23 protein-coding genes are annotated in these 21121 nt (G+C 34.8%); 8 read left to right on the forward strand and 15 right to left on the reverse strand.

The window, feature by feature from the left end; all coding sequences use genetic code 11:
• Nucleotides 1-85 precede the first annotated feature (85 nt).
• Entirely contained in the window at nucleotides 86-1795 is a 1710-nt protein-coding gene (locus MY1_RS09415) for a plastocyanin/azurin family copper-binding protein (RefSeq protein WP_007551094.1), read from the reverse strand.
• Nucleotide 1796: 1 nt separating this feature from the next.
• Nucleotides 1797-2285 (reverse strand): HEAT repeat domain-containing protein, encoded by a 489-nt coding sequence (locus tag MY1_RS06595; RefSeq protein ID WP_007551095.1) that lies wholly within the window; start codon nucleotides 2283-2285, stop codon nucleotides 1797-1799.
• Between the two features lie 104 nt (nucleotides 2286-2389).
• Here MY1_RS06595 and MY1_RS06600 point away from each other — a divergent pair, with 104 nt between their 5' ends.
• The gene (locus MY1_RS06600; RefSeq protein ID WP_007551096.1) at nucleotides 2390-3052 is read left to right on the forward strand and encodes a peroxiredoxin family protein; all 663 of its coding nucleotides are present in this window, start codon (nucleotides 2390-2392) and stop codon (nucleotides 3050-3052) included.
• 2 nt (nucleotides 3053-3054) lie between these two features.
• Here MY1_RS06600 and MY1_RS06605 read toward each other — a convergent pair whose 3' ends face one another.
• The 4 genes from MY1_RS06605 to MY1_RS06615 all read right to left on the reverse strand — a co-directional run bounded on the left by MY1_RS06605 (nucleotide 3055) and on the right by MY1_RS06615 (nucleotide 5081).
• Nucleotides 3055-3273 (reverse strand): hypothetical protein, encoded by a 219-nt coding sequence (locus tag MY1_RS06605; RefSeq protein ID WP_007551097.1) that lies wholly within the window; start codon nucleotides 3271-3273, stop codon nucleotides 3055-3057.
• A gap of 323 nt (nucleotides 3274-3596) precedes the next feature.
• Nucleotides 3597-3740 carry a hypothetical protein gene (locus tag MY1_RS09915; protein ID WP_007551100.1) on the reverse strand — a complete coding sequence of 48 codons (144 nt, stop codon included), beginning with the start codon at nucleotides 3738-3740 and terminating at the stop codon, nucleotides 3597-3599.
• Between the two features lie 53 nt (nucleotides 3741-3793).
• Nucleotides 3794-4621, reverse strand: a complete 828-nt coding sequence (locus MY1_RS06610) for a CFI-box-CTERM domain-containing protein (RefSeq protein WP_117439725.1) — start codon at nucleotides 4619-4621, stop codon at nucleotides 3794-3796.
• 1 nt (nucleotide 4622) lies between these two features.
• Entirely contained in the window at nucleotides 4623-5081 is a 459-nt protein-coding gene (locus MY1_RS06615) for a 50S ribosomal protein L15e (protein ID WP_007551103.1), read from the reverse strand.
• 207 nt (nucleotides 5082-5288) lie between these two features.
• Here MY1_RS06615 and MY1_RS06620 point away from each other — a divergent pair, with 207 nt between their 5' ends.
• Nucleotides 5289-5918 (forward strand): hypothetical protein, encoded by a 630-nt coding sequence (locus MY1_RS06620; protein ID WP_048109946.1) that lies wholly within the window; start codon nucleotides 5289-5291, stop codon nucleotides 5916-5918.
• A 3-nt stretch (nucleotides 5919-5921) separates the two neighbouring features.
• Entirely contained in the window at nucleotides 5922-6431 is a 510-nt protein-coding gene (locus tag MY1_RS06625) for a hypothetical protein (protein ID WP_007551105.1), read from the forward strand.
• 1 nt (nucleotide 6432) lies between these two features.
• Here MY1_RS06625 and MY1_RS06630 read toward each other — a convergent pair whose 3' ends face one another.
• The 3 genes from MY1_RS06630 to MY1_RS06640 form a co-directional block, all read right to left on the reverse strand.
• The gene (locus tag MY1_RS06630) at nucleotides 6433-7278 is read right to left on the reverse strand and encodes a hypothetical protein (RefSeq protein ID WP_237698813.1); all 846 of its coding nucleotides are present in this window, start codon (nucleotides 7276-7278) and stop codon (nucleotides 6433-6435) included.
• A gap of 98 nt (nucleotides 7279-7376) precedes the next feature.
• On the reverse strand, nucleotides 7377-8309 hold the full coding sequence (locus MY1_RS06635; protein WP_007551107.1) for a D-2-hydroxyacid dehydrogenase: 933 nt from the start codon (nucleotides 8307-8309) through the stop codon (nucleotides 7377-7379).
• 73 nt (nucleotides 8310-8382) lie between these two features.
• The gene (locus tag MY1_RS06640) at nucleotides 8383-9777 is read right to left on the reverse strand and encodes a multicopper oxidase domain-containing protein (protein WP_007551108.1); all 1395 of its coding nucleotides are present in this window, start codon (nucleotides 9775-9777) and stop codon (nucleotides 8383-8385) included.
• Between the two features lie 128 nt (nucleotides 9778-9905).
• Between MY1_RS06640 and MY1_RS06645 the strand changes: the two genes are divergently transcribed.
• The 3 genes from MY1_RS06645 to MY1_RS06655 all read left to right on the forward strand — a co-directional run bounded on the left by MY1_RS06645 (nucleotide 9906) and on the right by MY1_RS06655 (nucleotide 13563).
• Complete coding sequence (locus MY1_RS06645; protein WP_007551110.1) at nucleotides 9906-11267, forward strand: aspartate ammonia-lyase; 1362 nt, start codon at nucleotides 9906-9908, stop codon at nucleotides 11265-11267.
• Between the two features lie 3 nt (nucleotides 11268-11270).
• Nucleotides 11271-12539: a tRNA (N(6)-L-threonylcarbamoyladenosine(37)-C(2))-methylthiotransferase gene (locus tag MY1_RS06650; RefSeq protein WP_007551112.1), complete on the forward strand. Its 1269-nt coding sequence runs from the start codon at nucleotides 11271-11273 to the stop codon at nucleotides 12537-12539.
• Between the two features lie 73 nt (nucleotides 12540-12612).
• The gene (locus MY1_RS06655) at nucleotides 12613-13563 is read left to right on the forward strand and encodes an FtsZ/tubulin family protein (RefSeq protein WP_007551114.1); all 951 of its coding nucleotides are present in this window, start codon (nucleotides 12613-12615) and stop codon (nucleotides 13561-13563) included.
• A gap of 34 nt (nucleotides 13564-13597) precedes the next feature.
• Here MY1_RS06655 and MY1_RS06660 read toward each other — a convergent pair whose 3' ends face one another.
• The 3 genes from MY1_RS06660 to MY1_RS06670 are packed head-to-tail and all read right to left on the reverse strand — an operon-like array spanning nucleotide 13598 to nucleotide 14830.
• A complete protein-coding gene (locus MY1_RS06660) occupies nucleotides 13598-14086 on the reverse strand; it encodes a 50S ribosomal protein L31e (RefSeq protein WP_007551115.1) in 489 nt (162 codons plus the stop codon).
• On the reverse strand, nucleotides 14087-14245 hold the full coding sequence (locus MY1_RS06665) for a hypothetical protein (protein WP_007551116.1): 159 nt from the start codon (nucleotides 14243-14245) through the stop codon (nucleotides 14087-14089). It abuts the gene before it with no gap.
• Between the two features lie 36 nt (nucleotides 14246-14281).
• Nucleotides 14282-14830: an NUDIX hydrolase gene (locus MY1_RS06670; protein ID WP_007551117.1), complete on the reverse strand. Its 549-nt coding sequence runs from the start codon at nucleotides 14828-14830 to the stop codon at nucleotides 14282-14284.
• A gap of 74 nt (nucleotides 14831-14904) precedes the next feature.
• Between MY1_RS06670 and MY1_RS06675 the strand changes: the two genes are divergently transcribed.
• The gene (locus tag MY1_RS06675) at nucleotides 14905-15654 is read left to right on the forward strand and encodes a methylenetetrahydrofolate reductase (RefSeq protein WP_007551118.1); all 750 of its coding nucleotides are present in this window, start codon (nucleotides 14905-14907) and stop codon (nucleotides 15652-15654) included.
• Here MY1_RS06675 and MY1_RS06680 read toward each other — a convergent pair.
• Nucleotides 15651-18152: a methionine synthase gene (locus tag MY1_RS06680; RefSeq protein WP_007551119.1), complete on the reverse strand. Its 2502-nt coding sequence runs from the start codon at nucleotides 18150-18152 to the stop codon at nucleotides 15651-15653. The genes MY1_RS06675 and MY1_RS06680 overlap by 4 nt on opposite strands.
• 32 nt (nucleotides 18153-18184) lie before the next feature.
• Nucleotides 18185-19147 (reverse strand): homocysteine S-methyltransferase family protein, encoded by a 963-nt coding sequence (locus tag MY1_RS06685; RefSeq protein ID WP_007551121.1) that lies wholly within the window; start codon nucleotides 19145-19147, stop codon nucleotides 18185-18187.
• Between the two features lie 110 nt (nucleotides 19148-19257).
• Here MY1_RS06685 and MY1_RS06690 point away from each other — a divergent pair, with 110 nt between their 5' ends.
• The gene (locus tag MY1_RS06690; protein WP_007551123.1) at nucleotides 19258-20382 is read left to right on the forward strand and encodes an MFS transporter; all 1125 of its coding nucleotides are present in this window, start codon (nucleotides 19258-19260) and stop codon (nucleotides 20380-20382) included.
• Here MY1_RS06690 and MY1_RS06695 read toward each other — a convergent pair.
• Nucleotides 20363-21121 carry an ABC transporter permease gene (locus MY1_RS06695; RefSeq protein ID WP_048109949.1) on the reverse strand — a complete coding sequence of 253 codons (759 nt, stop codon included), beginning with the start codon at nucleotides 21119-21121 and terminating at the stop codon, nucleotides 20363-20365. The genes MY1_RS06690 and MY1_RS06695 overlap by 20 nt on opposite strands.

Raw genomic sequence — 21121 nt, forward strand, 5'->3', positions numbered from 1 at the left:
CTAAAGATTGAATGAAACAAAACATATGATTGTAGAATATCAAACTGACTGGTCAATACCGCAATTGGGTTTTAGAGCATACAATCTACTGAACAATAACTTTGCCTGTCATCCAAGGATGCAACATGCAGTAATAATCATACTCACCAGCATCAGTAAAGAAATTCTCCCATGTTTCTTTAGGTATTATCATTCCTGAATCAAATAATCCATCATGTACTGCATTTACTCCACTAGTTACTGTATGAGCTGCAGAATCTGCATTAACCCAAACTACTGGCTCTCCAGAGTAAATTTCAACTGTATATGGAAGATAGCATTCGTTTGTACTTTCACATCCAGGAGAACTTGACCCTAATGCCATTGTAACTTCAACTGGTGCTGAACGTTTCTCAGTTGGTTCTGGAGTTGGTTCTACAACTGGCTCTTCAACTGGTGCAGGTTCTTCAATTGGCTCTGCAATTGGTTCTGGAGTTGGTTCTTCAACTGGTGCAGGTTCTTCAACTGGATTTACATACATCTCTTCAAATTCATTTACACCAATTTGTCCAATCATCCAAGGATGAACCAAACAAAAGTAAGGATATGTTCCTGCATTATCAAAAGTAAAATCAAAAGTAGAACCAGACATAAACAATCCAGAATCAAATACACCATCAATTCCATCTGGAGTTCCAGAAGTCACAGTGTGTGCTGCAGTATCATCATTACTCCATGAGACAGTGTCACCAACATTAATCTCTAAAGAATATGGCAGATAGCAAGAATTACTAGTCTCACATCCAGGAGACGACACACCTTGTGGAATTGAAACTGTATGAGTTGTTGGAAGGGCAAGCATTGTCATTACTGGAGATACCATTCCAGGTGATTTCACAGCAGTAAGAGAGTAACTTACTGTAAATTGAGTAGTGTTTTTAGTGTGAACTGCAAGTGCATTTCCTGAAAACTCCCAAGAGCCCATTGCATTTTTAGGATCAACAAAAGTCATCTCAAAGATATTTGTACCATCTACAGTCCAAGTCTTCTCAGGATTTTCATCAGGACCAATTGGACCTCTTAGTGAAATTAGTTGAATTGGTTCTGATGCAGAGTATGATAAAATTCCAGAATAAACGTCACTTGATGGAGCAATGATTACTGCAATTTGATGTGACTCGTGTCCCATTCCAGGGTCTTGTACTGAATCCATAGTTCCAGACATCACAGTATCAGACATCAAACTATCAACTTTGTAATCAACAGTAAATGGTGTTGTATTTTTTGTGTGAATTGCAACTGCATTACCTGCAAACTTCCACTCTCCAGTTGTATCATCTGGAGTTACAAATGTAAGTGCATATTTTGTTGTACCATCAAGAGTCCAAGTCGGTTGGCCTTTAGCTTCACCATCTTTTAGTGGACCATGTAATGCAATTAGTTGAATTGGTTCAGATGCATCATAATGTAATGTGCCAGAATAAACTTTATCAGATAATGGAATGACTGAAACTGATTGATGCGCTTCGTGGCCAACTCCTGGATGTTGTGTAGATGTCATTCTAGTAAATCCATCTTGCAATGGTTTTTGAACCACACATTCACCAGGATACGCAAGCTGTACATTTGCTGCACCTAACATACATGAATTACCATAAGTTATACCATCAACACCGCAAACTGGATCATATTGCATAGTACATGCAACAGGTTTTGCTTCAGGTTCTACGATATATCCAGGATCCATTGAAATGAAAACCAAACTGATTGCCACTAAAACGCCCACTGCTGCAATTATTCCAACTGTAAAATTCATCTTATCCACCTGTCAGTTTTGCAAACTTTTCATTCTTACTTAACTTTTCCATAAATTCAATATTAGATAACGCAACCACAGCAGACTCTACTACCGGAGTCTCCGGATCATTTAATGCTTTTTCTAAAACTGCTTTTGCGTCTTTTGAGCCAATCACGCCAAGTGCTATTGCAGCTTCGTGTCTTACAAACAAACTAGGGTCATTAAGTGTGGCATCAGCCAAAGGAGGAATACAACTAGACAAACACATCTGTCCAAGTGAAAATGCTGCTTCATGTCGTACTAGTTCATTTGTATCATTTTTCAAGACTTGCGCCACATGTGGAACTTTGTCTTCTCCACCAAAGTCAACTAGAATGCAAGTAGCTCGAGTTCTGATTACAAAATCTGGATGAGTCAAAAGATTCACAAAGTAGGCAGTATCTTTTTTTTCATATTTTGCTTCCATCTCTGCAAATAGATCCAATCTGTTTTGAGTTACTGCCTGCATTTTGCTTTCAGGTTTTTTATATCCTATATTAGGTTACCCGAAATATCTGCATCATTATACAATATGCGTTATCTTTTTAAAAGAAAAAAAATCAACGTCGAACAATGAGTGTAGTAATAGGACAAAAAGCACCAAATTTTGCAGTCTCTGATTGGGTTCAGGGAGCCCCAACTAACTTTGATCAGGAAAAAGACCACATCGTACTAGTCGAGGTATTTCAGGTAAATTGTCCTGGCTGCTTTATGCATGCACTACCTGAGGCAATTAACATCTACAACAAATACAAAGATGATGGTGTACGTGTGATAGGAATCGCTACAGCCTTTGAAGATTATGATAAAAATACTCTGGATAATTTAAAAAAATTAGTTGAGACAGGCGAAGTAATCGGGGAGACAAAAAATGCACTATCAATGTACGGACAACTACAAGCAGGAAACAAACTACCATACAAGATTCCATTTCCACTAGCAATGGACAAACTAACCAAGATAGATGGTAAAGTAAGTGATGATAAAGTAATGCAGTTTATCTACGGACAAATTCCAGAATTTGATTCACAGTCAGAAGAATACAGAAAACAGATAATCCAAAGAGTCAGAGATTACATGAAATCAAAAGAGTATTCAGCAGAAACTTTTGAGAAATTCGCTTTACAAGGAACACCTTCAATGATCATAGTGGACAGAAAAGGAATCTTAAGAGATGTCTCTTTTGGACAATCAGGTAATGTAGATGCAGTTATTAGAAAACTGTTAAGCGAATAAAATTATTTAGATTTTTTATCTTTCTTTGATTTACTTTTATTTTCCAAAAGATCTATTGCTCGTTGATTTGATAGAGTCCAGGCTTTGAACATCTGCCTAAAAACTTCATTTAGCTGTTTATTTTCTGTAGTTCCTATCTGTACCTTGTAAGACTCCCAAGCAGCAATGATTGATTGATTGCTTTTTTTTAAAAATGCTAGCGCTTCTTTTTCTCCCAACAATGAAGGTGGTAAAATCACCACTATTTTAGGCAATATCTAAAGTAAAACAAGCAACACAGATAAAATCACAACAATACAAAACCCACCAATTAATGCAACCTTTCCATTATCCACAAATATTCACTATACAGACAAAATAAAAATAAATCTCAAATCAATACCCCCAAAATGGAGTACTAAGTAGCATCATCATTATCCCATAAAATGCAGCAATACTGATTGCAACAGCAATGGCTCCTTTAGTGGTTTTTTTCATATGGTGATACAAATTAATTCAGACTTATAATTTTTAAAATTCATTTTCAAATTTATAATCAAAGAAATTAACGTAAAGCTTGTTTCAGAGCATCATTGATTACTTTGGAATAACTGTAAGAGGAGTTTGTTTTCTGTATGATTTTTGCTTGTTTAGCACGAAGTTTCTTGTCAACATCATCTTCAATCATGACTGTGATTCTTTTTACCATCAATTATTTTGTGAATCATCATATTTAATAGAAAAAGAGCTTTCTCACTAGTGCTAATTATGAGAATCCTTATTGATGAGTTTGGAATTTAATTTCACAATTACTACTGCAGGTGCTACAAAATACATTCCAATGTTTAATAGTATTACAGAAAGTCCCAATCCAACAACCATAATTTCAGAATCATCAGATAAAGACAATATAGACAGAGATGTAATCATCGGAGTAATTGTAATCTTTACTAGTTCTTTGAAAATCGGATTTTCACGCTCGTAATCAGATATTACAGGACTAAATGAATAATACACATCATTAAAGGAATTCATAAATAATTTTCCCGACTCTGTTTTTAGTAATTGATTGTCCCTAATTTCACGTAGTTGCTGTATCTGTGGAGCTAGTTCACTACCATATGCCGCAGTTGCAATAAGACAACCACCACCATTATCAATTTTAGTCGGTTCATCAGGTATAGTTTGATTTAATCCACGAAGATAATCAGTGCCTATAATCTCAATTTTACTATCGCCAGAGCCTGTAAAATTTAATGTAATAAATGAAATTTGATTATTGATCTTTACATTTGGATGATATTCTTCACCATTTATGTAAAAAGTAAAATTTCCACTCAAAAGAGTTTGTGGAATGTATAGTTCACCTAAATTATTTTCAAGACCACTAGTGATGTATAGAGTAAAACGTTTTTGATCATCATCAAATTCATAATTTGAAATATCAAAGTTTGAAACTGTTTGAACTTCAAAAGAATGTCCACCAGTTTTAACTTCCAATCTATTTACCAATCCAGTCCTATCAGATAGTTGAGCAAATGCAGGTGTAATTACTAGTAGTAAAAGTAAAACGAATAAAATTGATTTCAATTTATGCGGTAATTTGAGGAATTCTTTGTCGTAATTCTTTGTCTTGTGCAATTCTTGGATGCATTGGGTCTGCCAAGATAACTTCAAACCAGTAATGCATACCGTCTTTGTAAACAAAGTATGAACCTAAAAGTTTCATGTTTGGATATCTTTCAAGTACTCTTCGTACTGCAACTGTCCTCATGTCATCATCTGCTTTGATTCTAGTAACACCAAGATGTTTTGGTCTTCTTCCGGCAACTGGTCTTTGTTTTCGCATACCACCAGTACCTACTCTCATTCTAACAACAACAATGCCTTGTTTTGCTTTGTAACCTAATCTACGGGCTCTTTGCAAACGACTTGGTCTATCTATGCGAGTAATGGCATTATCTTTACGCCATTCTACTACTCTATCTCTAATTTCCGGAGTATTCTCTTTCCATAGTTTGATCCAAGTCTTGTCTTGTATACTAGGCATATCGATTTTAGTAAAATCACCCTTTAATAACTTAAATCGTCTAGCACCCGCTAAGATATCAAAATGCTCCTTGAGTGGGTATCTCAACCGCACCCAAAGAGTTTGCATCCGCAGAAAACTCGATAATTCAAGTCACCATATTTTCATTAAAAAGGATTTCTGAGCATAGATTTGAGATTTTTATTGAGTAATCATAAAGAAAAGCAGATGAAGACAACACAAGGGATACTCATCATGGCATTGGTGGTCTTTGGCACTTTACCAAGTGTTTACGCCATACCTTCCGTTGAAATTGTAATGGAAAAGACCACATACAATTATTGTGAAAAATTATTCTATACCATCAAAGTATCTGAGATTACAGGAGACTCGGCAATTTTACACATTACTGACCAAGCAGGAAAAACAAGTAGTGCAATTCCAATTCCAATATCTAATTTAGAAACTCCAATTCCATCTGTGATGCCATTTGAGGTAGAAATTTTTCCACCAGGAAGATACATTTTAGATGTTGAATATTCTGGCGGAGAAGATACCATATCATTTGATTTGTTGGATTCAGAAAATGTGTGCATATCAACTGTAATGAAACAGTTTGCATTTAGTTGGATTAACAACCAAATATCGGATGGATTTTTCATAGATGCAATCAACAAATTTGTAGATAAAAAAGTAATCAACATTCCAGATAACATAAGTGAAAAGGATCTTCAAGACATACACATACCAATTTGGGTAAAAAATGTAGTTGCATGGTGGCTTGAAGAGAAAATTTCAGATGGCGAAGCAGCAAAAGCAATTCAATATTTGATTAACAAAGAAATTATTGTAATTTAAAAAATGAATAGATACTCAAAGATAACACTAGTGGCAATAATTGTCATAATAATCCCATTTGCATATTCAATATTGAATATCTTTGCAGCAGACCAGTTACAATTCAGATGGAGTGAAGGCAAGTTTAGTTTTTTTGAATTATCAAATGGCGGAGATGTGGAATTTTGCAATACGATGCCATATTGGTCGAGTTTTAAGAAATTTGAAATAATTACTTTTTACGATATGAAACAAAACGGAATATTTACGGTATATCCACTTACAATAAATCCAGCATCAACTGCTGTTCAAAAAGGAGTATTTACCTCGGAAGAATTTACAGCAGCCCAATATTTGTTTATGAACTTGGATTTTGAATTCGATGGAGGTGATATTAGAATAGACCCAAACAAGTTGTATGTAATGGTAAACATCAGTACTCCAATTATTGGAATAATCCCATATACTACCACTTTACAATATTCAGGATTTGAATTTAGTAATTTAATGAATAATGAAAAATTAAGTTGCTAGATTATTTACTACTCTTACTTGCTTTTGACATTATAGCCAAAACAAGTCCAACAATACCTGCGATGATAAATCCTGCAACAACTCCAATGACTAGTTGTTTTCCTAATCCTTGAGGTGCAACTTCAGATTCTGTAACTGGTTCTACTACACATTCACCATCTTCAAGTACAGTTCCAGGTCCACATCTTTCATCTAAAATACAAACGCCATCTTTAAGAATTGTTCCAGGTCCACATTCTGTCTTTGGTTTCTCATCTACTGGTTTCTCAATAGGTGTAGGAATTGTTACTTCTTCTTCAGGTTGAGTAACTTCTTCCTCTTCTACTGGCGGAGTTACTTCCTCTTCAGGTTGAGTAACTTCTTCCTCTTCTACTGGAGTGTCTTCAGATGAACCAAATTGAGAACCGATAATTTCAATCTCTTCAGTTCCAAAAGGCAATGAAATGCTTAGAGTTCTACTTTGATCACTAGTATTAGTTTCAGAATATTCTGGCTCATCACCATCGACTAGAACGATAAAGTCATCATCTTCACCTTGATAAACAGAATCAAAAAAGTTTCTATCCAGTGTAATGTCCAAAGTTCCTGGAGAACCTGTAACATCCACTTCAATAATCAAAGAAACAAAATCAGTATCAGCAGTAATCGAAGAAACAGTTACTCCTGTGCCAGTATAATCAACATCATAAGAGATTCCATTTACCACAACAGTTGAGGTCTCTGCATAAACAAAAGCCGAAGAAACGATTGCAATTAAAATTAATCCAACCGAGATTTTTGCAAGTGAGCCCAAACTTGGCATTCTTCCTAGTCGGTCAGATTGTGCACTCATACCTTGACTTTGCATAATGAGTTTCTACAAAATCCGTCTTAAAAAGAATGAGGCGATATTTAATCACGTATCAGTCAAGCTTTTTTGGGTTATTCTTCTAGTTTACGCAGAAATCAGATTACGCCACGGAGAATCTGAATAATTTTCTCCCCAATTATGTTGGCTGCCAAAGATTGAGCCTCCTTTGTCTGAGCCCCGATGTGAGGAGTTAGAATGACATTATCCAACTCAGCTAATTTGTTTCCTATTGCAGGCTCTTTCTCAAAGACATCCAAAGCAGCACCACCCAAATTACCATTTTTTATTGCTTCATACAAAGCATCTTCATCAACTACTCCACCTCTTGAAGTATTGATAATTTTTGCAGTCTTTTTCATGGTAGTCATTTTTTGAGCATTAATCAAGTGGTATGTAGAATCTAACAAAGGTACATGAATTGAAATGTAATCAGAACTTTGCAATAATGTATCCAAATCAGCTTTCATCAATCCAACTTCTTTAGCAAACTCTTCATCAATTGGAACTACATCATAACCAATAATATTCATGTTTAGTCCTCTTGCAAGTCGCCCTAATCTTTTTCCAATATTTCCTAATCCAATAATTCCAAGATACTTGCCTCTAAGCTCTGTTCCTTTTAATTCATTTTTCAACCACTGACCATTTCTTATTGCTCTATCACCTCTTGCTGTTTGTCTAGATAAAGTCAGCATAAATCCCAAAACTAATTCAGCAACAGCATTCATTGCACCTTCTGCAGCATTAATTACTCTAATGTTTTTTTCTTTAGCTGCCACTTGATCAACATTATCTAACCCAACTCCAACACGTGCAATGATTTTACATTTATCAGCTTTTTCGATCATCTCTCGTGTGATAGTAGTTCGACTTCTAACAATCACGATGTTGAAAGTAGAAATTTTTTCTTTAATCTGTTCAGGAGTAATTTTTGGTTCATAGGAAACTTTCAATCCATTATCCTGCAATATCTTATTCAAAACTGGATCTACTTCATCACAAATTAAAACAGAATCATCAAATCCCATATAATTAAGAAAAAAACTACAGAATATAACTCATTAAGAATAGAAAAAGAGAAAAAGTTGAAAGTGTCTCTACCTATGGTATTGGTGGTAGAGTTGGTACAATTTCCCATAAGGGCAATGCACCGCTTGCTATTTTAGCGGAAGCGACTTCGTCAGTGTATAGACCATGTACATTTACTGCTGGATGTGCAATACTGTTCATTCCCATTGGAGGGACAGCATCACTTGGGTTACCCAATGCGTAAGCATATGATGGAACTGGTGCTGGAATTACTCCTGCATCAACCAATCTTGGATTCAATCCAAATGGATCACCTGCTACAAATACTGTAGCTGCGCCAGTGTAAATTGCGGCATAGTCGTGATTAACTGCGGCATATGCACCTGGTTCGTCAAATACCAAATCAACAATCATTCCTTGTGAGCCACCGAGTAACCATGTTTCAGTTGCTGCGGATTGTACTCTGTTACCTTGTGTAACTCTGTCCAAGATTTCACCAACAATGTGGAAAAATACTGGTTCGTTACCTTGGTTTTCAACAAAGAGTCTTACATGTTGATCATTTTCAACAAACAAGAGTTGTGATTGGTACTGCTTGTGTTCAAGTCCATTCCATGGTTGTGCAACAAATATGTTCTTGTTTGCATCGCCTTTAACGAGCAAGTTGTGAACCATGTTTGGTACATAACCGAATTGCATTCCGTTAACAACTGTTGCAGTGTTTTGATGTCCGAACATTTTTCCGGCATCATAATTACCTTCAGGTGTAAGGTACAATTGGTTGTATTGGAGTGTGAACTCTAATGCATCTGCATCGTAGAACTGTCTGTCCAATGTTACTTTGCCATTACTAACTGCTGTTTTCTCGACCATTAATTTGTTGTAACCATCGATTGGGTCAACTATTGCAATTCCGTACATGCCGGATAGAACGTGTTGATCCATTCCAATGAGTTTTACACCAGAACAATGGTATTTGAAAGTACCAGCTGACTGAGCAATGTAGCAGTATTGACTTGTTTCACCCGGATTAACGGATTCAAAGTTACTTGCTGACATTTGTGATGCATGCATGTCGTTACCGTGTCCAGTAACTTCACCTGCTGGGATTGTTAGTGTCATTTTTACGACATCACCTTGAGTAACTCTTAGTGTTGGTCCTGGGACTTGTCCACTAAAGGTCATTGCATTGTATGTCTTTCCTCCCATGATTGGAAGGGTAACACTTTCACCAGTCAAGTTGAACTCTACGACTTTTCGTCCAGAGTCTGCTAATGCGCCACAATCAGTTTCTGCGAATGCCTCTGGCATTACAAGCTGTAAACCGCCCATTTGATGGATTTGTTCAATTACATCGGCATTCATTTTTGAAACGTCGAGTGATTGTCCACTAATTTGGGTTTGTGTGTATGTGCTTCCGAATAGCGTTGCTCCCATTACAGCGACTGCTGCAATAGTAAAGAGCATGCTTATACGCTTATTCATTATGCAACGTGATTCGTGTTTCATATATAATAATTCCCATTTTACCGCCAAAAAATAAAAAAAAATCACTAGAAAAAGAATGAATAATGGTAAAATAAAGAAAAATCGATATGAAATTTAGATTAGATGAAGATTCCTTAGGCAAAGTCCAAATTCCTTCTGACGCATATTACGGAGCATTTACAGGAAGAGCAGTCAAACAATATCACGTAACAGGAAACAAAGCACATCCAAATTTAATAAAATCATTTGTCATGATAAAAAGATCTGCAGCAATTGCAAACATGAAGACAAAAGCAATTGATGCTAAATGTGGAAATGCAATAGTTTCTGCTTGTGATAAAATATTGGCTGGAAAATTCACAGACCAATTTGTAATCGATATGATCAATTCAGGTGCCGGAACAGCATTCAACATGAATTCAAATGAAGTGATTGCAAATGTGGCCTTAGAAATACTACACAAAAAGAAAGGTCAGTATCAACACTTACATCCAAATGATCATGTAAACATGTCACAGTCAAGTAACGATACTTATCCAACTGCAATGCATGTTGCAATTCTAATTAATCTAAAAGATGCAATTCCAGCAATTGACACATTAATAAAATCATTAACAAAAAAAGCAAAAGAATTTTCATCATTTAAAAAAATTGGAAGAACACATTTGATGGATGCATTACCAGTAACACTTGGAAGTGAATTTACAGCTTATGCTACATCAATTACAAAAGCACGAAATGTAATTGTTTCATCTCAAAAAGAATTACAAAACATAGCACTAGGAGGAACTGCAGTCGGTACTGGAGCCAACACTCCAAAAGGTTATAGAAAAATTGCAATAGCAGAACTTGCAAAGATTTCAAAGTTATCTCTAGTTCCAGAAAAAGATATGCAGTTTGGATTGCAAAGTAAATTTGCAGTAGCAAATCTTTCAGGGGCACTACGTAACTTAGCACTTGAAATTGGCAAACTTGCAAATGACATCAGATTAATGGCTTCAGGTCCAGTTGCAGGTCTTTCAGAATTAGGAATTCCCGCAGTGCATGCAGGCTCTTCCATCATGCCAGGCAAAGTAAACCCATCACTAGCAGAATGCATGAACATGATTTGCTTTAACATAATTGGAAATGATACAGCTGTGTCATATGCAGCACAAAGTGGACAGTTTGAACTAAATGTAATGATGCCAGGTATGCTAAAGTGCATGCTTGAATCTACAGACATGTTGAAAAATTTCTTACCAATATTTTCTGCAAATCTAATTGACGGATTATCTGCAAACAAAGAAAAACTTCAAAGTAATATAGAAAACAGTCCAGTGATCGTAACACTTCTCACACCAAAGATTGGTTATCTAAAATCTGCAGAACTGTTCAAAGAATCCCTAAAAACTGGAAAATCAATTAGAGAATTAGTTACATCAAAGAAACTGATGGACAATAAAGAAATTGATGCATTGTTTAGATAAATCATGGCAAAGATTTTCGTAGAAGCATACGGATGTTCTGCTAGTTTTGCAGACTCGGAAATGATTTCAGGATTAATTGTAAACGGAGGTCATACACTAGTCAAAGATTCTTCAGAATCAGATTTGAACATAGTAGTAACATGTTCGGTAAAAGATTCAACTGCAAATAAAATGATGCATCGAATTAATTCTCTAAAATCAAAACCGTTAGTTGTAGCAGGTTGTCTTCCAAAAGCTGAACAAAACACAGTAGAAAAGATCACTCAAAAAGCAAGCTTGCTAGGACCAAACTCATTAGGAAAGACATTACAAGTTATAGATTCAACATTAAGAGGAATAAAACAGGTAGCACTAGAAGATTCTGATCTATCAAAAGTAGGATTACCAAAAGTAAGATTGAATCCAGTAATCGGAATTATTGAAATTGCAAGTGGTTGTATGAGTGAATGTACTTTTTGTCAGACCAAATTATCTAAAGGCGATCTCAAGAGTTACAGATTAGGAGATATCGTCAGACAGGTTGAAACTGAAATAAGTGAAGGATGTAAAGAAATTTGGTTAACTTCTACAGATAATGGATGTTATGGTTTGGATATCAATACCGATTTGCCTACTTTGATAAATGCTGTAACAGAGATTCCAGAGGATTTTATGATAAGAGTAGGTATGATGAACCCAATGTACATGCCAAGAATAAAGAATGAACTGATAAAGTCATTTGATAGCGATAAAGTTTACAAATTTCTACACATACCTGTACAGAGCGGCAGTAACAAAGTCCTAAACGATATGAAACGAGGCCATACTGTAAACACGGTCAAGGAAGTAGTAAAAAAAGCCAAAGAAAGATTTGAAAACTTTACAATTTCAACTGATATCATAGTAGGATTTCCATCAGAAACAAATGAAGATTTTGAGAAAACATTCAAACTCATTAATGAAATACGCCCAGACATCGTGAATCTTTCAAAGTATAGTGCAAGGCCAGGTACAGAAGCTGCAGAATGGGATCAGATAGAAGCATCAGAAGTAAAAAGAAGAAGCAGAATCATCTTCAATCAAATAAATAAAATTTCATTAGAGAATAACCAAAAATGGATCGGTTGGAGAGGCAAAGTTTTGTTTGATGAAGAGACTAGCGAGGGCATCAAAGGAAGAAACGAGGCATACAAATCAGTATTTGTTAAAGACAAAATCAAGATCGGCCAGACTCATACAGTCGAAATAATAGATGCAACTACGCATAGTATTCTTGGAAAGATCGTAAGCTAATTTTTTTAGATTGAAGATTTGATTAAAATAACGTAAGAAGGTTTTTTATCCAAATCAGTGAATAACACTTGAAATGACTTTTCAAGTAAAAGAACCGATCTTAATTATTGGTTTAGGTGGCGCAGGCTCAAAATTAGCAATACAAGCCAAAGATACTCTAAATTCAGATTGTCTAATTATCAGCAATGATCAAAAAGACCTACAATCAGGAAATGATTCGATCAAGATTTCTACTGATTCAGTCATCAATCCATCTGTTCAGTTAATCAGAGGCTCAACATACAAAGTGGCAGACCAGATAAAGTCTAAAATTTCAAATTATTCTACAATCATACTAATGACCAATTTAGCAGGAAAAACAGGGTCTGCAATATCTCCCGTAGTCTCAGAAATTTGTAAAGAATCAGACAGAGGGCTAATTTCATTTGCAATAATGCCATTCAAATACGAAAAAGATAGAATTTTCAATTCAGGTATTTCATTAAAAAGAGTGAAAGCAGATTCACAGTGTACCGTTGTTCTAGATAACGATTCATTATTAGAAAGTAATCCAGATTTAAGCCCAAAGACATGTTACAAAATTGCAAATGATGCAATAATGCATGTAGTTAGTTCATTGAGTTCATCAGAAATTCCAAACGAAACAAACATACTAACAACTAGCAAAGATGGTCAAAAAATCGAAGAATCTTTAAGAGATTCACTCAAAATGCTATATGAAAATGCACCACCACACTCTGTAAAGCATTCAATGCTCTATGTGGTAGGCGGAAACAATATTCCAGCAGGAGTATTAAATTCAATTTCAAATCTAACCAATGGAATACTAGGTGAATCTAGTTCACATATTGATATGTCATCATCTTCAAGTGAATCAAAAATAGTAATGTTATCTTCTATTCAAGGAATGACAAAATTCGAAAAATATGATCCACTAGGAATGATTCCTCAAGAAGATACGCTTGATTGGACACATCCTGACTGTAGTATTGATTATAAATTAGATCTATACCAATTAGAATAAAATTATCTTTTAATAATTTTTAGAAACTAAATTTTTATTTAGATTTTTTAACTGTTTTTTTAGCTGGAGTTTCTTTCTTTACTTCTTTAGCTGGAGTTTCTTTCTTTACTTCTTTAGATGGAGTTTCTTTCTTTACTTCTTTAGCTGGAGTTTCTTTCTTTACTTCTTTAGCTGGAGTTTCTTTTGGTGTTTCTTTCTTTACTTCTTTAGCTGGAGTTTCTTTTGGTGTTTCTTTCTTTACTTCTTTAGCTGGAGTTTCTGGTTCATCAGTAAATGGGGAAACCAAAATGTAACCTTCATCTGTTTTACTCATTCTAACTCTAATTTTTCGTGGAGGACTACGTACTCCTTTTGACCAAATAATATGAGCAAGATCTTCTTCAATTTTGATTTCAGATGTCTTCATGTGATGTCGAGCAAATTCTTTAATCATGTTAATGGCTCGTGGTGCACGATGCGTATCCACTGAAAGTAAAACTTTACCTAAATTGATAGTATACACTCTTTCTAATTCTTGAGACATCTAGCCAACCTCCACATCTGTTGATCTCCAAGCTCTACGCTTTGGATTTGATCTAACGTCTCTTTTAGTCCTAAGAATAATCCAAGCTGGGACAGCTGAAGTCTGCCTAGTCTTTTTTAACAGACGAATTTTTCTTGGAGATGACTTGCGTGCAGCCATATTTTTCAGGCACGAAGAGCTCTTTTTAAATGAATCTCAGGAATTTAGGCGATGTGTAATTTGTTTTAGTATTCTTGCAGAAGCTCCCCAGACAATTTTATTTTGATACTCAAAGGTAAACATTTCTTGAATTCGGTTATGACTTGGGTCGGGATCCTTGGCCATTGTTTTCAAAAAAGGATCTAAAGGAATATGAAAAATTTTTTCTACTTCGTTGTTTGCTGAAAGCGATGTGATTTCATCAACTATTGAAACAAATGGCAATATAGTAAAACGAGAATTAAGAGTTACAACTGGTTCCAGTTGTCCTGTTACTTGTTCTTTTGAAATTCTCAAACCAATTTCTTCTTCAGTCTCACGTAATGCAGTATCTAAAAGATCAGAATCACTAGAATCGAATTTTCCTCCTGGAAACGAAATTTCCCCAGCATGAAAATTCAGATGCTTTGGTTTTTCAGTCATAACTACAAACGGTTCTTTTCCATAAATCACAACAAGGACAGATGCTAGTTTGTTTGTTCCATTATTCTCTAAAACAGGATTGATTTTACTTGAGAGTAATGATTTCAAAGTTTTCAGATCCATCACAGATATTTGAATTATCTATTTTATGGAGTTTTTGTTTAAAGGTTTTAACCAAGTTAAATTGGAGATTCTTTGTGGCAATAATCTACGAAATAAATCCGCCAAAAATACCAGATGGAGAGATATCAGATGACGAAATAAATTCATTAGTTGAAAAACTCCTACAAAGAGTTTCAGATATTAGTAATTTTTGTGATGGCATACACGTAACAGATTCTGTATTAGGCACTAAACGAGTTTCGGCATTATCTATTGGGAGATTATTAAAGAGCATTCATCCTAATTTGCAAATTACCATCAGCATGAGAGTTAGAGACAAAGATATGAATTTGATTAAACATCTCACCAAAGAATCAATAGAATTGAAATTAGATGGAATTTTAATTTTGAAAGGAGATCCATCCAAAGAAAATCCAACAGATTCTGGTCTAATTCCAAGTCAAGTTGTAAAGGAATTAAACGAGTTAGGCTATGGAAACAAAATTGACTTTTTCTTGTCATTACCTAGTAACCCTAACTTTGAAAAAATTCAGAAAAAAATTGTTGCCAAACCAAAAGGTTTCATGACACAAGTAATTCATTCTACAGAACAAGTTCAAAGAATTTCAAACGAGTTAAGACCAAAAGGATTGAGAATTATCCCATGTGTGTTATTACCCTCAGATAAAAACAACAATTCAGCAAAGTTTTTGGAATTAGATTGGTCAAATTACAAAGAAAATCCATCTAATTTTATTAAACAAATTCACAATATTTCAGGAGATGTATTGGTTACATCACCAAATGATTTTACATTTGCAAAAGAGACATTAATGAAAATCTAAAGCACAAAATATTGTGATTCTGGATGATGTACCACAATTGCTGCTGTAGATTGTTCAGGAATTATTTGCCCAGATTCAGTTAGTGTCATTCCAGATTTTTCTGGTTCAAGCAGTTTCCAAACTAGTTCATGCTGCATTACATCAGGACAACTTGGAAATCCCCAACTGTATCTAAGACCTCCTTTTTCTCCCAGTTTGAATTCAGATTTTATTTTACGATTTATCCACTCTGCCAATGCCTCAGCAACTTCAACTGCCAAACCATGCAAATAGTATGCATCAGCATACTTGTCTTCTTTGTTCCATTTCTCTATAACATCCGAAACTTTGGTCCCAACTGTTACTGCTTGAAATGCAACAATATCATCTTCGCCAAAATAATCAGTAAGACATAGATGACTAGATTTTGAAGAACGTGGAAAATCAAATACAACACTATCGCCTTTTGGATCATCAACTACAAGTTTTCCATCTTTATTGTGACACTTGAAAAATCCATAAACAATTTCGGGTTCAAATAATTTTTCTCTAATTATTCGAATTTTCCACTCATTTAGCAATATTTCATGATCAGCCTCAGAATCAGACCCAGCCTTACCACGTAATCCCCAGGATAATTTGAATAATGATTTTTTATCAATCAATTCCCAAACTTCATTCATTTTGATTTGATCAAATTTCAATCGTATCGGAGTTCCAATAATTGAAGGAGTATGCGGTACCACGGGTTTAGTATCACTTTTTGGAAAAGAAGAGGTGTCAACAACCACAGTAGACCTATCTTTCCAATTTTCAAGTTTCTCCTTCCACTGAGCTATGAATTTAGGTTTTTCATTTGAAACTAACGTATCCATAGTTTTCAATCCTTCAAACATGGTATTACAATAAAATACTCCAGATTCGTAAATGCCATCTTCTTTTGCAATTCTGTTGATATAGTTACTGTTGATTGCAGCACCACCGCATAAAATTGGAATTTTCATTTTATTTTTTCTTGCATGTTCTACAAAATATTGCATCTGCTTTGATGTAGAAACCAAAAGTGCAGACAATCCTATAGCGTCAGGATTCACTTCATCAATTTTTTCCAAGAATTTCTGCAATGGAACTTGTTTTCCAAGATCATAAACAGTATAACCATTATTTTGGAAGATTGTTTTAACTAAATTCTTTCCAATATCATGAACGTCACCATAAACGGTTCCAAGAACCAGTTTACCTTTTGATGTGCCTTCTTCTCTAATCAGATATTTTTCTAACTCTCCTACCGCTGCCTTCATACATTCAGCAGATTTGAGAACAAATGGGAGAATTAATTCTCCTGAACCAAATTTATCACCAACCTCCTTCATAGCAGAGAGTAAATCCTCGTTTAGTGTTTTGATTGCACCATCATGAGTAACTTCAGGAGGCGCATTCAAAGAAAGAACTCCACCATGATCTTCAATTATGTCATTTTTGCCTATCTTTTCTGCAATAGCAGAAACTACATCATTTTGTATTCCATCTTTGAGTCTATTTACAATTCTAAAGTTTGCACGTTTTCCAGCGGGCCATGTTGGATCTACATCCTCTTTTTTAGAAGCATCACTTGTTCGTGAACCTGCATTCTCAAAGTGAATAATTAATTCAGAAAGGGCATTTGGATGAGTATTAAAAATTAAATCTTCAGCAAGTTTCTTTTCTTTTTCATTAATTTCCCCATAAGGAATTATCTCTTTTGCATTTACAATAGCTGTATCCAATCCATATTTTACTGCATGATACAAAAATACAGAATTGAGAATTTTTCGAGCATGTGGAGCTAGTCCAAAACTGATATTACTTAATCCCAAAGTAGTAAAAGAATTTGGAAATTTTGCTTTGACAAGTTTTATTCCTTCTAAAGTATTTTTTCCTGCATCCAAGAATTCATCTTCCCCAGTAGCAAGTGTAAATGTAAGAACATCAAAAATAAATTGTTCAATTTTTAATCCATATTTTTTTCCTGTTTCATAAAGTAATTCTGCAGTTTCAACTTTTTCCTGAGGAGTTTTTGCCATACCTTTTGGTCCAATACATAATGCAATTGCAGGTAAACCATACTTTGCCATTATTGGAGCAAGACGTTCAAATCTACTCCCGTTACCTTCAAGATTAATTGAATTAATTATTGGTCGTCCAGGAATTTGTTCCACAGAAGCTTCTATCACATCAGGATCTGTTGAATCAATAACTAGAGGAGCATCAATTTCTAAACTTAATTTTTTTACAAGATTTAACATGAATTGTTTTTCATCAGCTCGTTCAGTAGTTGCAACACAAATATCAAGACAGTGTGCACCGTCCTCTACTTGCGTTCTTGCCAAGTCAATTAATCCATCATAATCATCATTGAGTACAAGCTGTTTTGCTTTTCTAGAACCTTGAGTATTGATTCTCTCACCAATTATTAGAGGTGGAGGTAATTGCTTCAAATCAACTGCTTTTTGTGCTGAGCTAACTCTAGGAATAGTCAATATGATAAATTCTCCTCAGTTTTTCTAAATACTTAACCCTTGACAGAATAAGCTTTTTCGTCAATTACTTTCCGTAGTACAGCAATATGCTCAGGATTTGTCCCGCAACAACCTCCAATAATTCGAACCTTTTTGTATTGTTTAAGAAAATCACCTAACAATTCACCCATCTTTTGAGGAGTCATTTTGTAAACTGCTTGTCCACCTTGATTTTCAGGCATGCCAGCATTTGGTACCACCAGTAAATTATGCTCATTTTGCTCATCAAGCCATCTAACACTTGGAGTCATTTCAGCTGGACCAGTAGAACAATTCAAACCAAAAACATCAATCCCCATATCAGATACGGTGGTATATGCAGCTTGAATATTTGTTCCAAGTAACATTTTTCCATATTGATCTAAAGTAGTATTTGCAATAATCGGAACTTTTTTTCCAGTTTTCTTCATTGCATTATGACATGCCTCAATTACAAGTTTAACTTCCAAAATATCTTGACTTGTCTCAATTAAGAGAGCATCAACTCCTCCAAGAATCAAACCTTCTGCTTGTAATTCAAATGCATTTCTAATTTCACCTAGAGGTTTTTGTCCTAAATCAGGATCGTTTGAGCTTGGAAGATAACCAGATGGACCCATTGAACCAATTACATATCGAGGTTTGTCAGTATATTCTGAACAAACTTCAACTGCTAATTGTGCTATTTTTTTATTAAACTCTATTGTTTGATCACCAAAACCATATTCATCCAATTTAATTTTGTTTGAGCCAAATGAATTAGTTTCAATGCAATCAGAACCTGCATCCAAATAATTTTTATGAATTTTTTTTATCCAATCAGGATGAGTGATAACTAAACCATCGTTAAACCCATCTTGATTATTTGGAAAATCTTCAGGTTTAGGATTATATTTTTGAATCTCTGTTCCCATTGCCCCATCAAAAAGCAATATTCTATTTTGTAATGCAGTAAGAAACGGTTCTTTTTGTACCAATTATTTTTAAAATGTCCAAGTACAGTTTAACTCTTTTGAGAAAAACCCTCAAAGAATAGGGGGTTAATCCGTATATTGAAATTAGGTGAAATGAAGTTTCTAATACATTTATGCAAAATATTCAATTAAACAATCTAGTTCGTAGTGCGACATTTTTTCAACATGCAGGAATCTCGATGGTTTTTGTATTCATGCCATTGATTGCAAAAGGAGTCACAAGTTCTATTTTTGAGATTGGTTTGATCATAGCATCATTTAGCTTTGCACAAATATTATCAGAAATTTATTTTGGCAGACATTCAGATAAGAAAGGAACTAGGCTCAAATTTATCAGAATTGGCTTTATTGGATGCGCTATTACCTTTGGTCTACACTATTTTGCAGACGATATAACATTGCTATTTCTAGTAAGAATTGCTGCAGGTGTTGCAAGCGGCATTATGATTCCAGCCATGATTGCCTATACCTATGAGGCAAATATTGAAAAGAGAAGAGCTGCAACTGTAATCTCATTTCATGCATTAGGATGGCTTGCAGGAATTGCAGCTGCAGGTCTTGCAAGTGATCTAAAGTTACTTTTCATGATGAGTGCTGCATCGTTTACAATTGGATTAATTTTTACATTTAAAATGCCAAACCCGGTGCAAGAAAAGGAAATAGAACCAGGTACAACAAAAAAAGTTATTTCAAAAAATAAATTTCTGTTTACATCATTATTACTAAGACATGTTGGAGCTGCTGCAGTATGGACTATATTTCCAATAATGTTAATGGAAAAATTAGGAGCAGAACTTTATCAAGTATCAATTGTATATGTTGCAAACACGTTGACTGCATTTATCCTGATGAATTTAATGGCAAGCAAAATCAAAATTTCAAATGTAACTAAATTTAAGATGGGCATAGGTTGTACAACATTTGTATTTGTGGGATTATCAATAATTACAGAATGGTGGATGGCAATGCCATTTATGGCACTTGTTGGAGGAACTTGGGCATTTTTATTTATTGGAGGAAACTTTCATCTTATGGATAACAATCCTCGTTCTACATCAACTGGAATATTCAGTTCAACAATATCAATCGCTACTGTAATCGGTCCTGTAATTGGAGGAAGTATTGCATTCGTATTTGATTATATTGCAGTGATGTATTTTGCCATAGCAGTAATCATTGTTGGATTTGTAGTGTCTCTAAAAATAAAAGCTGAAAAGATTAACGAAGTCCCCATCTAGACATTACCTTATTTTCAATTCGCTTAAAGATAATTCCATCAATAACAATACCAATCATCATAATTACTAACATTATTGCAAATACTTGGGAGATATCATTTAGTTGTCGTCCTACATTAAGTAAAAAGCCCAATCCTAGAAATGAAAATAGCAATTCTGCTCCAATTACACCTCGCCATGCAAAAGCCCAACCTTGTTTGAAACCTGAAATCAAATGAGGAAATGCTGCAGGAATTAAGACGTACGTGGCTAATTGAGTGCCTTTGGCTCCCATATTTCGCGCAGCCTCAATATAGTGGGGGTTGATAGTTTTCACTCCAGTGTAGGTAGAGATTGTTATTGCAAACATTGAACTAACTGCCGTGACAAAAATAATTCCACCATCAGTTAATCCAAACCACAGTATAGCTAATGGAACCCAAGCAACAGAAGGAATTGATTGCAATCCCAATACCAAAGAACCAATAGTTTGATTTACAGTTTCTATTCTAGCCATTAAAATTCCAAGCAACATTCCACCAACTATTGCAATAGTCAATCCAATCAATAATCGTAAAAGACTAGTTCCAATTCCAAAGAACAAGCTACCATCTGATGCAGTATAAACTAGATCTTCAGCAACTTCATAAGGTGACGGAAATAAATTATTCGGCCATACACTAGACATTGCAACAAGTTGCCAAATTACAACAATAGCAATATAGAAAATAATTTGTTTAACTAGAGAAGGCTTTTTCAT

The organism is Nitrosarchaeum koreense MY1, from assembly GCF_000220175.1.
In the GTDB taxonomy this organism is placed as follows: domain Archaea; phylum Thermoproteota; class Nitrososphaeria; order Nitrososphaerales; family Nitrosopumilaceae; genus Nitrosarchaeum; species Nitrosarchaeum koreense.

Excerpts from the sequence above, each read along its gene's own strand:
- MY1_RS06630 (WP_237698813.1), bottom strand. The coding sequence starts at position 7,278 with ATGCAAAGTCAAGGTATGAGTGCACAATCTGACCGACTAGGAAGAATG.
- MY1_RS09415 (WP_007551094.1), bottom strand. The coding sequence starts at position 1,795 with ATGAATTTTACAGTTGGAATAATTGCAGCAGTGGGCGTTTTAGTGGCA.
- MY1_RS06615 (WP_007551103.1), bottom strand. The coding sequence starts at position 5,081 with ATGCCTAGTATACAAGACAAGACTTGGATCAAACTATGGAAAGAGAAT.
- MY1_RS06620 (WP_048109946.1), top strand. The coding sequence starts at position 5,289 with ATGAAGACAACACAAGGGATACTCATCATGGCATTGGTGGTCTTTGGC.
- MY1_RS06635 (WP_007551107.1), bottom strand. The coding sequence starts at position 8,309 with ATGGGATTTGATGATTCTGTTTTAATTTGTGATGAAGTAGATCCAGTT.
- MY1_RS06690 (WP_007551123.1), top strand. The coding sequence starts at position 19,258 with ATGCAAAATATTCAATTAAACAATCTAGTTCGTAGTGCGACATTTTTT.
- MY1_RS06595 (WP_007551095.1), bottom strand. The coding sequence starts at position 2,285 with ATGCAGGCAGTAACTCAAAACAGATTGGATCTATTTGCAGAGATGGAA.
- MY1_RS06660 (WP_007551115.1), bottom strand. The coding sequence starts at position 14,086 with ATGTCTCAAGAATTAGAAAGAGTGTATACTATCAATTTAGGTAAAGTT.
- MY1_RS06665 (WP_007551116.1), bottom strand. The coding sequence starts at position 14,245 with ATGGCTGCACGCAAGTCATCTCCAAGAAAAATTCGTCTGTTAAAAAAG.
- MY1_RS06655 (WP_007551114.1), top strand. The coding sequence starts at position 12,613 with ATGACTTTTCAAGTAAAAGAACCGATCTTAATTATTGGTTTAGGTGGC.
- MY1_RS06650 (WP_007551112.1), top strand. The coding sequence starts at position 11,271 with ATGGCAAAGATTTTCGTAGAAGCATACGGATGTTCTGCTAGTTTTGCA.
- MY1_RS06600 (WP_007551096.1), top strand. The coding sequence starts at position 2,390 with ATGAGTGTAGTAATAGGACAAAAAGCACCAAATTTTGCAGTCTCTGAT.
- MY1_RS06670 (WP_007551117.1), bottom strand. The coding sequence starts at position 14,830 with ATGGATCTGAAAACTTTGAAATCATTACTCTCAAGTAAAATCAATCCT.
- MY1_RS09915 (WP_007551100.1), bottom strand. The coding sequence starts at position 3,740 with ATGGTAAAAAGAATCACAGTCATGATTGAAGATGATGTTGACAAGAAA.
- MY1_RS06640 (WP_007551108.1), bottom strand. The coding sequence starts at position 9,777 with ATGCTCTTTACTATTGCAGCAGTCGCTGTAATGGGAGCAACGCTATTC.
- MY1_RS06625 (WP_007551105.1), top strand. The coding sequence starts at position 5,922 with ATGAATAGATACTCAAAGATAACACTAGTGGCAATAATTGTCATAATA.
- MY1_RS06645 (WP_007551110.1), top strand. The coding sequence starts at position 9,906 with ATGAAATTTAGATTAGATGAAGATTCCTTAGGCAAAGTCCAAATTCCT.
- MY1_RS06695 (WP_048109949.1), bottom strand. The coding sequence starts at position 21,121 with ATGAAAAAGCCTTCTCTAGTTAAACAAATTATTTTCTATATTGCTATT.